At 57.1% G+C, this 12684-nt stretch carries 7 protein-coding genes and 1 pseudogene; 1 reads left to right on the forward strand and 7 read right to left on the reverse strand.

The genetic code is table 11. The annotated features are described in order from the left end of the window. Nucleotides 1-403: 403 nt before the first annotated feature. Nucleotides 404-739 (forward strand): annotated as a pseudogene (locus tag ACFJI2_RS13675) (TolC family protein); the annotation flags it as partial. A gap of 491 nt (nt 740-1230) precedes the next feature. Here ACFJI2_RS13675 and ACFJI2_RS13680 read toward each other — a convergent pair. From ACFJI2_RS13680 to ACFJI2_RS13710, 7 genes are all read right to left on the reverse strand, one after another. Next, nucleotides 1231-1443, reverse strand: a complete 213-nt coding sequence (locus tag ACFJI2_RS13680; RefSeq protein ID WP_377705515.1) for a hypothetical protein — start codon at nt 1441-1443, stop codon at nt 1231-1233. Nucleotides 1444-1564: 121 nt separating this feature from the next. Then, on the reverse strand, nt 1565-4732 hold the full coding sequence (locus ACFJI2_RS13685) for a CusA/CzcA family heavy metal efflux RND transporter (RefSeq protein WP_377705516.1): 3168 nt from the start codon (nt 4730-4732) through the stop codon (nt 1565-1567). 14 nt (nt 4733-4746) lie between these two features. After that, nucleotides 4747-5955 carry an efflux RND transporter periplasmic adaptor subunit gene (locus tag ACFJI2_RS13690; RefSeq protein ID WP_377705517.1) on the reverse strand — a complete coding sequence of 403 codons (1209 nt, stop codon included), beginning with the start codon at nt 5953-5955 and terminating at the stop codon, nt 4747-4749. Further along, entirely contained in the window at nt 5952-7271 is a 1320-nt protein-coding gene (locus ACFJI2_RS13695) for a TolC family protein (RefSeq protein ID WP_377705518.1), read from the reverse strand. Before ACFJI2_RS13695 ends, ACFJI2_RS13690 begins: the two co-directional genes overlap by 4 nt. A gap of 110 nt (nt 7272-7381) precedes the next feature. Next, the gene (locus tag ACFJI2_RS13700) at nt 7382-7741 is read right to left on the reverse strand and encodes a hypothetical protein (RefSeq protein ID WP_377705519.1); all 360 of its coding nucleotides are present in this window, start codon (nt 7739-7741) and stop codon (nt 7382-7384) included. Between the two features lie 1268 nt (nt 7742-9009). Further along, nucleotides 9010-9702 carry a ZIP family metal transporter gene (locus ACFJI2_RS13705; protein WP_377705520.1) on the reverse strand — a complete coding sequence of 231 codons (693 nt, stop codon included), beginning with the start codon at nt 9700-9702 and terminating at the stop codon, nt 9010-9012. Between the two features lie 23 nt (nt 9703-9725). Next, nucleotides 9726-12470, reverse strand: a complete 2745-nt coding sequence (locus ACFJI2_RS13710; RefSeq protein ID WP_377705521.1) for a heavy metal translocating P-type ATPase — start codon at nt 12468-12470, stop codon at nt 9726-9728. Nucleotides 12471-12684 lie beyond the last annotated feature (214 nt).

The raw sequence follows: 12684 nt of genomic DNA on the forward strand, positions 1-12684 counted from the left end.
ATTGCCAAGGCACTCAAGACGGCGCTGAGCGGACGCTTACGTATCAGGTGGCTACGCGCCCGCATCGTGCGCCTGGAGCGCGGGTACCGGCGCGGAATTCAGTGGCGTTCCAGCGCCATTGCCCGAAGGGGGATTCGTTCCGATCTTGTCGCTCAATTCAGCCACCCAGTTGGTCACACGGCGTAACAGCGATATTCGCGTCGCAACTGGTGAGATCGCCGCCACTGAGGCGGCACTGGTGCAGTTGGGAGCACACCCCAACCCCGAACTCGCGCATTCGCTGTAGGATCTCAAAATGGCGACCAGAACCACGACGTTGCAGCTCAACCAGGTAGTCGAAATGAGAGGAAAGCGGAATGCACGAATCGTCGCCGGCGAGCGCGCGTGAGATGCCGCTGCGGCCGACCGTGCTATCAAGGTGGCCGATATCCGCGCCAACGTGATTGCCGCATTTTTCGATGTGCTAGTTGTTCAGGAAAAACTCGTACTCGCGGATACAGCGGTGGTCCTGGCGCAGCGAGGGAGCGAGGTCGCCGGCAAGCGCGTTACCGCCGGCAAAATCTCCCCTGTCGAAGAAACGAAGGCGCGGGTCGCCCAGGCAAATGCCATGCTGGAAAGGTCCCAGGCGAACACGGATTTAGTCGCCGCGCGCGGCCGCTTATGCGCGATGTGGAATGGAGATGTGCAGTGTTTTGGCGTTGCCGACGGGGTAATTGACGACATGCCAGACGTCCCCTAGTTCGGGTATATCGCAACGCTGATCGACGCATCGCCGTCGGTGCGCAGCGCTGCCCTGAAGGTAGATCGCCGGAACGCGCTGGCCGAGGTCGAGAAGACCCGGCAGACTATGGAGGTGACCGTCAGTGTCGGCATAAAGCGGGCCGATGACATCAGACGCAATCAAGCGCTCATCGCTGTATCCGTGCCACTGCCGCTGTTCGACCGGAACCACGGCAATGCATAGGAGGCGCTACGCCGAACCGATACCGTTTGTGCTCCCATATCATCAAGATGGTTCGTGCTGGAATCCTCAGCGCGCACTTCCAGAAATCATCCTTGGTCAATCCGAGAAAGACATTCGCACCGCCTTTTACATTGTCCAAATTCAATCTCCTGCTAACGTTCGGAAGCACACGAAACATCAGTCGCTGAAAACGCCGCTGAGATTAGGGTGGGCGCTCGCCTTCCCTTTCGTTGCTGACTGCGCGCGATTGGAGCTGATTGCCTCTTTTACTTCCCATGTTTTTTGTGACGGCGCCGCCCGCGCACCTTTGGAGCCGGCTTGACCAGTTCCAGATGGGGGGAGCGATTCCTTTTGTTGCGCTGCTTGTAGGTGTAGTTCAACCACCAGATAAAGCCGCCCAATATCAGAAGCACTACAATGGAGCCATAGATTAGGGCTGTTTGCAGTTCGGCATGTGCCGCAGCTTCGGTGGGATTCATGATGGCGACCTCCTCGATTGAACGTTTTCCACGTGTAAATAACTCCTCTAACTCGCTTCACAGCGATTCGTGAGAAGCGGCCGACAACTTGCCGGCCGTGCTTCACAAAGATTCGCTGGACTTAGTGAGCAGCTTGTGCGGCATCAGCAGCGATCTCGCTCTCTTCTGCGTCGTTGCGGTGCATCAGGCGGTACAGCAGCGGTAGTACCAGCAGGGTCAGGACCGTCGACGACAAGATGCCGCCAATAACCACCGTCGCCAGTGGACGCTGCACTTCGGCGCCAGTACCGGTAGCCAGCGCCATTGGCACGAAGCCCAGCGAAGCGACCAATGCGGTCATCAGCACGGGGCGCAGACGGGTCAGTGCTCCAGTAATTACTGCGTTATCCAGACCCATGCCTTCTTCACGTAAGGAGCGAATATACGAGATCATCACCAGGCCGTTGAGGACCGCCACCCCGGACAGGGCGATAAAGCCCACGGCGGCCGAGATCGACATGGGGATGCCACGCATCGATAGCGCAATGATGCCGCCCGTGAGCGCAAATGGAATACCAGTAAATACCAGGAGGCCGTCTTTGACGTTGTTGAACATGACAAATAACAGCGTAAAGACCAAGAACAGTGCCAGCGGAACGACAATTTGCAGACGATGGGTGGCCGACTGAAGCTGTTCAAACGTGCCGCCCCAAGTCGTCCAGTATCCGGATGGAATCTTGACGTTTTTGGCGATCGCCTGTTCAGCCTCCGGCACGAAGCTACCGATGTCGCGTCCGGTCACATTGGCGCTGACCACGATACGCCGCTTACCATTCTCACGGCTGATCTGGTTCGGCCCAGGCGCAAATTCCAGTCCAGCCACTTCGCCCAGAGGGATGAACGAGGTCGCAACGCCTGCTTGTGAAGGCAATGAAATCGGCAGTCGGCGTAGCGCATCCAGGTCGCTACGCAGCGTTTCCGGTAGGCGTACCATTATGTCGAAACGACGGTCACCTTCAAACATGATGCCCGCCTCACGGCCGCCGGTCGCAATCGCCAGCGCATCTTGCACATCGCCGATATTGAGACCATAGCGCGAGGTCTTCTCGCGATCGATCTGCACGGTCAGCATAGGCAAGCCACCAGTTTGTTCCACCTTCACTTCGGTGGCTCCAGGAATGCGCTGCAGCACATCGGCAATCTTCTTGCCGGTCTCGGCGAGAACCTCCATATCGTCACCGTAAATTTTGACAGCAACATCACTACGCACGCCGGAAATCAGTTCGTTGAAACGCAGTTGAATCGGCTGGGAGAACTCATAAGCGTTGCCGACATATTTTTCGGCTTCCTCCTTGATTTCTGCGATCAGTTCGTCGCGGGTCTTTTTCGGCCTAGGCCATTCCGAGTCCGGTTTGAACATGATGTAGCCGTCCGAGATATTCGGTGGCATGGGGTCCGATGCAATTTCCGCGGTACCGGTACGGGCAAAGATGCGGTCAATTTCCGGAAACTTGGCTTTCAAGCCTGCTTCCAGCTTCTTCTGCATCTCCAGCGACTGACTCAGGCTGGTACCGGGAATGCGCAGCGCCTGGATCGAAATATCACCTTCGTTCAGGTTCGGCACGAATTCGCTCCCCATACGTGTAGCCAACAAGCCGCATAGCACGATCAGCACCACGGCGCCCGTGATGACCGGCGTCGCGTTATTCATCACCTTTGCCAGAAGCGGTTCATAGGCATTCTTGGCCATCGCCATCAGGCGGTTTTCCTTCTCCGCGACACGCTTGCCGATGAACAAGGCAACGGCCGCCGGGATGAAGGTCATGGACAAGATCATGGCGCCCAGCAAAGCTGTGACCACGGCAAAGGCCATCGGATGGAACATCTTGCCCTCAACGCCCGCGAGAGCAAAGATAGGCAGGTACACGACCATGATGATCAACTGACCGAAGAGCAGCGGGCGACGCGCTTCCTTGGCAGCGGCGAATACCTCATGGAAGCGTTCTCGCAAAGTCAGCTCTCGCTTATGGTGCTCTTGCGCATGCGACAGGCGGCGAACACAGTTCTCAACAATCACCACGGCGCCATCGATAATGATGCCGAAGTCCAGCGCCCCCAAGCTCATAAGGTTGGCGCTGACCTTGTACGTCACCATGCCAGTGAAAGTGAACAGCATCGCCAGTGGAATGACCATCGCTGTGATAAGCGCCGCGCGGATGTTACCCAGGAAGATGAACAGGATCGCGATGACCAGAATTGCCCCTTCGAGCAGGTTCTTCTTCACGGTCGCGATGGCCTTGTCTACCAGTACCGTGCGGTCATACACCGGTACAGCTTTCACGCCAGCCGGCAGTGAGCGATTGACTGCCTCCATGCGCTGGGCGACTGCCTGCGACACCACGCGGCTGTTTTCGCCGATCAGCATGAAGACTGTGCCCAACACCACCTCACGTCCGTTTTCAGTCGCGGCGCCGGTGCGCAGCTCGCGGCCGATAGCTACTTCGGCTACATCACGCACGCGAATCGGTACTCCCTGGACGTTGTTCAGGATGGTATTGCGGACGTCCTCCAGCGTGCGTACCTGGCCAGGCGCGCGGATCAGGAACTGCTCACCGTTGCGCTCGATGTAGCCGGCGCCCACGTTATTGTTGTTGCGATCGATGGCGCTCACAACATCTTTGAGAGTGAGGCCATAGGAGCTCAACTTCACGGGGTCTGGTGTGATGTGATATTCCTTCGCGTAACCGCCAATCGAGTTGATTTCGGTGACGCCTTCCACCTGGCGCAGTTGCGGTTTGATAATCCAGTCCTGTATCTCGCGCAGGTCGGTCGGCGTGTATGGCGTGCCGTCAGGCTTCTTGGCGTTGGGTTCGCTTTCGACCGTCCACAGGTAGATCTCACCCAGCCCGGTCGAAATTGGTCCCATCATCGGTACGACTCCGCGCGGCAGGTTTTCCTTCGCTTCCTGGATGCGCTGGTTAACCAGCTGGCGCGCGAAGTAGACATCGGTGCCATCCTTGAAGATCACTGTCACCTGTGACAGGCCATAGCGGGACAACGAGCGCGTCTGCTCCAGATTGGGCAAACCGGCCATCACTGTCTCGATTGGGAAGGTGACGCGCTGTTCCACCTCCAGCGGCGAATAGCCATTGGCGCTGGTATTGATCTGTACCTGCACGTTAGTAATGTCAGGCACTGCGTCAATCGGCAGCTTCTGATAGTTGTAGACGCCAATGGCGGCCATGGCGATCACGGCGAGCATGACAAGCCATCGGTGGCCGATGGCAGATTGAATTATTCGTTCAAACATGGTGGATTCCTTAATCAGTCTTCGTGTCCGGCACTGCCTTTGCCTTGCTCGGCCTTCACTACAAAGCTACCGGCTGCGGCGTACTGAGTTCCCACAGACAGACCTTCAACGATTTCAACGCGTTTGCCGTCATTGCTGCCGATCTTGACTGGCTGGACCTTAAAACCCTTTTCGACTTTGACGAACACCACGGTTTTGCCATCGATCGTCTGCACTGCATCGGCAACGACTGAGACAGGAACGTTCTTTTCACCGCGCGTCATGGCTGCATTGACGAACAGGCCAGGACGCCACGCCATATTAGGATTAGAGATCACGACGCGCGCCTTTGCCGTACGAGTTTGCTCACCTAGCAGATTACCTACGTAGCTGACCTTGCCGGTGGCGGAGGTGTCGTTGGCGGCAGAAGTGATCTTGACGGTTTCACCGACGCGGACCAATTCCAAATCCTTCGGTGTCACCACAACTTCTACCCAGACGCTGGTCAGATCCGAGAGCAGGAACACGTTGGCATCTTCCTTGACTGCTTCGCCCTGGGCTATATGCTTTTCCACAATCACGCCATTGAAGGGGGCACGCAGGACGTAGCGGTTGAGCGCGCCTTCCCCCTCACCGGCGCCCAATGCAGACAATTTGGAGCGAGCGGTCTGCGATTCAATTTCGGCTTCGCGCAGCGCGCTCTGGGCTTGCAGATAGTCTTGCTCGGCCGATATTTTGTCTTCCCATAACTTCTTCTCCCGCTGGAATGTGACCTGTGCAAGACTCAGGCGCTTTTGTGCTGCCAATGAGGCACTACGCAGATCTGCTAACGCGGGACTGGAGATCACAGCTAAATCTTGACCTTTCTTCACATTTTGGCCGAGGTCGGCGGAGACCGAGTCGGCCACTCCCGGCGTGCGGGGAACAATGTGCGCGGTCAGGTCTTCATTAAAACGAACCTCACCTGGCAACTGAATCACGTTCCCCATGGTCGCTGGTTCGGCTTTGGCGGTAATGATGCCCGCAGTCTGAATTTGCTTGGCGTTCATCAAGATGACACCTTCCTCGCCGACATGGGCGCCGCCTTTGCCGCCTTCCTTGGCACCTTCTTCCGCGTGCGCAGCTTCACTTGCAGGGCCTGGGCCATCTTTTTTCCAGAACAGGATAGCGGATCCCAGTACGGCGCCGATCAGCACGATAATCAGTGCGGATTTTTGAGATTTTTTGTCAATATTCAACATCATTTTGTATTCCTGTCAGTCGGGAAATTGCCAACGTTGTTTTCTACAGCGATAAAGCGCTCCAGGTCTGCAAGGGAGCGATAGCGCGCGGACAGTGCGCTCAGGTATTGAGCGCGGCTTTGAAACAGTGTGCGTTGCGCATCGAGCACATCAATGAAACCGAATTTTCCCAGCTCGAAGCCAGTAACCGCCGCATCGAAGGCGCTTTGGGCAGCCGGCAGGATTTCCTTGCGCATGCTTTCGATCTGTTCCTGCGAGACAGTAGCGCGTTGGTGGGCATCAGCCAGGGCTTGTATCGCATTGAGGTACTCGATCTCCGCATCCGTTCGGGCCTTGTCGACACGGCGCAGTGCGGAAAGGAGGTTACCTTGGTTGCGATTAAACAGCGGCAGCGGGACAGTCACACCAACAACGGTCTGGGAAACGTTGGTCAGGCTGTCTTTTTTTCTCCCCAGCGTAACGGTCAGGTCTGGCACGCGGTCGGCTTTGGCCAGATTGAGCCGGGCCTCCTCACGTGCGATCTGTATGCGCGCACGTTGCATTTGTGGCGAAGCCTCCAGACGTGTTTGCAACTCCGGTAAAGCCGGAATGGCAGCGAGGTTGATTTCAGGTGCCACCAGCGGTCGCGCCTCCGGCTGAGTACTCCCCCAGAAGGCCGCCAGGCGGCGTTTGGCCAGTGCCGCATCGGCCAGCGCTTGCGACAGCTCCAGACGGGCGCCGGCTTCGGCAACGCTTGAGCGCGTCTGCTCCAATGGAGATATCTTGCCCGCAGCAACGCGGCGGCCGGCAGCGTTGGTGGCCTTACTTGCCAGGGTTAGGGACTCCTTGGCTAGCGCAACGTGCTCTCGGGCCGTCAGCGCCTCAAAATAGGCCGCAATGACGTTGGCGCGAAGTTCGGCTGCAGCGACGTTGGTATCGCCACGCGCAAAGGCTTGATCTTGCTCGGCGAACTTTATGCGTGCGCCACGCTTATCGCCTAGTTCAAGCAGCTGGCTGAGTTGATAGGTGTCGGTACGGCCGGTGGTCGAAGACATGCCTTCGCGTAGCAGCGACAGCTCTGGATTTGGCCGCATACCGGCTTGAACACGCGCGCCTTCTGCGATGGCCACGCTCTGCGCGGCGGAACGTAAGTGAGGACTGGTAGACAGGGCCTGCGTGATGGCCTGCTCAAGCGTCAAAGGGGCAGTGCTTGTGTCTGTTGAACGTGTCGACTCGCCAATGGTAAGGGACGCGCCTTGCTGGTCAGCAGCTTGGGTACTAAAGGAGATAAGCTGCGCCAATAGGACAGCCGCTCCCATAACAAAATATCGGGATTGCATGGATAACTCCGTAAATGAGTGACGAAGAAATCCGGCGGCGTGCAGTTACCTCCATCATTTTCAGACGTAGGTCATGTTCCTATAAAGACGAACAAATACAACCGCCGGAATTAAGCGGCGGCTACCCACTGAGGGCGCTCAGGAGGAGCGGTGGGGTAAGAAGAAAGAGTGATTTCAGTGGTCACAGGAGCAGCTTCAGCGATCTGCGGATGAGAGATGCTTTCAAAGCTATAAATCGACAACGCGCCGTGCGCGCATGACGCACAGTGCGAGTGCGCCGAAGTCTTTTTGGCGTCAGAAGGTTTTTCCTTCAACAACGACACGACCTCATCCGAAGCTTTGGCGTCCGGATGATGGCCCCAGTGATTTGCTGCGCGCCCCGTCTCGTGCGTGCAATAGGCAGCCACCACGCTCCAGCTAAACTGTAGCGCGAGTAGTGCAATCAGCAGGTAGAGAGTTCGACGGGGCATGATGGGCGTTAGTATATCACGATGAACGCGTACGAATAGCACCACGAGAATGGCTAAGTGCCTGAAGAAGATATGACCAGGTCATGCGCTGCGGACTTGGTCGCCGCGCGCCGCGGCCTTCTGTATAATCTTTCGGTATGAAACGCCTGCTTATCATGCTCTTAGTGTTGCTATTGCCGCTCCAGACGACTTGGGCGGCAATGTCGGGCGTACGAGACGTCATCTCGCGGACGTCAGGACAGAGCGCCACTGAGAGCGGCGTTCAAGCCTCAAACGCACATAGCCAGACTGCTGAAACCGACAAAAAAAGCGTGATCGGATGTTGCGCCGGCTGTCATGTCTTTTGCAATTTCTCTGTGCCTGTCTCCCCCTCGATTCAACTTTCTCTCCCAGTCGTTATGTCCGTCTCGGCGGAGATTGCAAGTTACCCCACGTATCAATCGCCCATTCCGGAGGAACCCCTTCGGCCCAAATGGACCTTCGTCGGAAACATCGCCATCTAGGCAGACGCCAGCTCTTCATCAACTGTATTTTGGTGCCTCAGCCATTCCTAGTGGATTGTTGTCGAGCCATCTATTGAGCGGCGTGCTCCGATCATTTCGGTTCAGCATCCTCACTGACTAGCCTTCATGGTCGCAAACTCGCTGGCAATCAAAACTTGTAGCGTTCCGTTCTAATCAGCATCCGGGCAGCTGCCAACGGCAACTTATTCCGTTCCTTTGCAGAGCGAAGAAAGTGACGTCGGATGAACTTCATCGCTTGCGCGTTGCGCTGGTATCGTGCGCACTTAATCGAAAGAGAAATTATGAAACAGCCTTTAAGATACATTGGGTTTGTCGTTGGATTGGCAATTGTCGGATGCAGCACTCCTGAACCTAGACTGGGAGAGAACAGCAGGAGCGGCTACGTCAGCAAGATATATACAGCAGAGGCTCTTATGAGGAAGCCCCCAACTTGCTTAACTTCACTAACGCCTCAGCAGCTAGCAACAAACCGATTCGTGGAAGTAAAGATTCCTCATGGCCGGCTACACGAATACATAACGGTATCGGCGCCACGATCGATCTCACTGGAAGTCCACGACAAAGTAGAATTCTCGCCGCGAGATTGCCATGAGGGCATAGTCCCCGAGATACTACAGAATCTGACGCGTCCCGCACGACCGAAGTAATAGTCGCGGTCATGGCCTAGAAGCATGCTGAGAGCCGCTTGACGCGGCTCCCAGCTATGTGATCCCGAACGCGGACGGACATTGTATTGCCGTCACGTTAAATGAGCATGTCCAAAGTGAACAAACCGATGAAGCCGAGGAAAAACATCGCCGTCTGGATCGGCGTCTCAGATTCCTCATGTGCTTCAACGAGCAGTTCTTCGGTTACTAGATATAACAATGCCGCTACGCCGAAGGCCAGCAATCCATCAACATAGACTGGCCAGACGCGGCTGAGTAAGACCGCACCGGCACCCGCACCGGCGAGCAGCGCCACAGCGAGCCCAATGCACACCAGTCCGATCGCCCACTTGGTTTTCCCTCTACTGCCAAGCGACGTGGCGCAAGAGACACCGAGAAAAAAAAGCTCCAGGACAAGCGCGATGGTGAGCAACAAGCCTTGTCTTTCGCCTGCGGCGAACGAAAGGCCAATGAGCATGCCATCCAGAGCAACATCCACGCCCATTGCTGACAGTAGTCCGCGGCTGCTTCGTGCTGATTCGCCTTTCTCGCCTTGATCTCCGGCCCATTTGAAGGCAAGCATTACCGCGACCCCAATCGAAAACCCCATTAGGGTAGCCCATGGCATATGACGATGGACCAAGTCGGGTAGCAACTCGGTTGCCAGGACGCAGAAGATGACTCCGGCGGCCATATGCTGCACCGCGCTGCGTAGCTTCGCGCTAGGAGTACGCACGAACGTCACTAAGGCGCCCAGAACGACGGAGATAGCCGGGAATACTGCAAACATCAGGACACTACTTAAAGACGTATTCACGTTGTAGGCGCCTTCATGACATCGACTTTCGCGGTCTCTGCAGATGCCGGAGGCTGGGTCGTATTCGCTATGCTGCCCCTGTCATCATCCCGAAACGCCAATAGACGTAGCGCATTGATCACGACCAGCACGGTCGATCCTTCGTGAAAGAGCACGGCCGTGCCGATGTTCAAGCCAAATATTGTCGCTGGGATAAGGACAGCGACGACACCCAGGCTGACCCATAAATTCTGTTTAATGATGCGGCTAGTTTGCCGCGACAGGCCAACCACGAAGGGGAGTTGCCCCAAGTCATCGCCCATGAGGGCAACATCCGCCGCTTCAAGCGCGACGTCCGAGCCCGCTGCCCCCATCGCAATACCGACCGTTGCGTTGGCCATCGCAGGTGCGTCGTTGACACCGTCACCGACCATGGCGACCTTCCCGTGCTGTTCGCGCAATTGCTTAATCGCTGCCACTTTCTGTTCGGGCATCAGGTCTCCCCTGGCTTCGGTCAAGCCGACCGATTTAGCCACAGAATCGGCCACTTGCTGGTTGTCCCCCGAAATCATAATCAGGCGTTCGATACCTAGCGCGTGCAGTCGAGTCATCACCGAAGCCGCTACTTCGCGCGGAGTGTCCATCACGCCGATGGTACCCAGATACCGTTCACCCTTGCGAACAATCATCGTGGTGCGGCCATCCTTGATCAGTTGTTCGTTAGTCTTGACGAGTGCTTCGGGCAAGCTGGCTCCGTCCAGCTCGGAGAATAATATTGGCTTGGCGATGTAGACGACTTCCCCGCCAACACTCGCTTGAATGCCTCGCCCGGTGATGCTCTTGACGTCGTCTGCCGACGACACCTGTTCTTCCTGCGAAAGCCTCGCCTTCGCTCCTTCGATCAATGCGGAGGCCAGGGGATGATCGCTATGCGATTCGACGGCCAGAACAATTGCCAACAACTCCTGTTCACTGACGCCGTCCGCCGGCACGACATCGGTCAGTTTCGGACGGCCCTCGGTCAGGGTGCCGGTCTTGTCGAAAGCGATGGACGTCAAACTGCCAAGGTTCTCCAGCGGTCCGCCGCCCTTGACCAGGACGCCACCGCGGCCGGCGCGCGCAACCCCGGACAGCACGGCGCTCGGAACGGAGATGGCCAGAGCGCACGGACTGGCTGCAACTAGAACGGCCATCGCGCGATAGAAGCTGTCCGAGAACGATTCGTCGACGACCAGGAAGGCGAACATCAACAACCCTACCAGCGCAAGCGCCACTGGAACGAAAATACGTTCGAACTTGTCGGTGAATTGCTGCGTCGGCGAGCGCTGGGCTTCCGCGTCCGCCACCATTTGAATCACCCGCGCCATCGTAGACTGGGCGGCCAGGCGTGCGACCATGACTTCGATTGCACCAGAACCGTTGATCGTTCCGGCAAACACCCGGCTACTGGCGCTGGTGCGTTCGAACGTGGCGATCGCAGCGGCGCCGTCCTCAACAGGCTCCTTATCGACTGGAACACTTTCACCGGTCACGGGAGCTTGGTTGATGCTGGTACTCCCCTTGATCACAACACCATCAGCCGGCAGTCGCTCATTGGGCTTCACCAGCACGATATCGCCGGGTTTGAGGGTTTCCACTGGAACTTCGGCGGTTGCATCGCCGCGTTTGAGGAGCGCGGTTTCCGGCGCCAGCTTAGCCAACGCCTCGATCGCCCGCCGTGCCCGGCCCATCGCGAAGTGTTCAAGTGAATGGCCAAGACTGAACAGGAACAATAGCAAGCCGCCTTCGGCCCATTTTCCCAGGGCGGCGGCGCCGGCGGCCGCAACCAGCATCAGAGTGTCGATCTCAAAGCGACGCGCCAGGATGTTCTCGATCGCCTCTTTGGTCGTAAAGTAACCGCCGAAGAGGTAGGCACCGCAATAGAGCAAGACCGGCAGCCATTCGGGTCCCCAGCCGGCACTTTCGACAAGCCATCCTGCCAACACGCATACACCCGCAAGAACGGCGGAAATAAGCTCGGACCTTTCGCCGAAGATACCGCCATGGGCGTGGTCGTGACCTGCATGCGCTTCGGCCTCGTCGTCGTGGGCGTGCTGCGCTTCTGTCTCGTGCTCATGCTCATGCTCATGCACATGCCCAGCATCATGACCATGTGCAGCGGCATCGACCGCTGACGTTGTTGCAGATGCGTGTTCGCTCTCATGTGGGGAGGTGGTCCCCGACTTGGCTATCCGGGCGCCCATAATAGCAACAATGTTCTGATCTGCAAGTTGGGCAGTACCTGGCGCATCGTCATGCCCGCGCCCGCTCGCGCCTTCCATTGTTCCCCCAATTGCGGCGATGTGTTGCGCCAGCTCGGCTTGCGACAGCAGGTCGCGTTCGTATTCGACGCGAACCGCGCCCGATGCCGATACCTCCGCCTCCAGCACGCCAGGCATACCGCGTAGCCTGCTCGATAATAACCGGGCACTGCGCGCATGCAGTGGGAGGTTGATACGGGTAGTGTAATGCCCGTATTTTTCCGTCAAGTCCGCCCCCACCGAATGGACTAACTCTCGCAGCCGCGCCACTGTGATCAGCGCAGGAACGTAATGCAGGCACAAGAGCAGCTCATCAAATTCACCCTGTTTCAGATGGACTCGCTCCAGGCCGGGACGGCCCGATAACGACTGGATCAACTTGTCAATGCACTGGTCCTGCGGATGTGTCACATCGGGCAGGACAAGTGGTAGTACGAGTCTTATTTTCTCGGCATGTTTCATATACCACCCTGTTGAAATTGTTGTTGGATTGTTAGCCAGGCTGACGCCCGCGTCTGTGCAGTAGCAAACTAAGCATAGCCAGGAACAAGAACGCTCCCGCCAGTATCCAATCACCTGCACTCATGATCATGTGCTCGACGGACCAAAACCAAATCGACGTTTCTAGCAAGACAAGCGTGGCGTACGCAATGTAGAAGCGATGTTCGTCCATCCG

This window comes from Pseudoduganella sp. UC29_71 (assembly GCF_042693265.1).
In the GTDB taxonomy this organism is placed as follows: Bacteria; Pseudomonadota; Gammaproteobacteria; order Burkholderiales; family Burkholderiaceae_D; genus Rugamonas.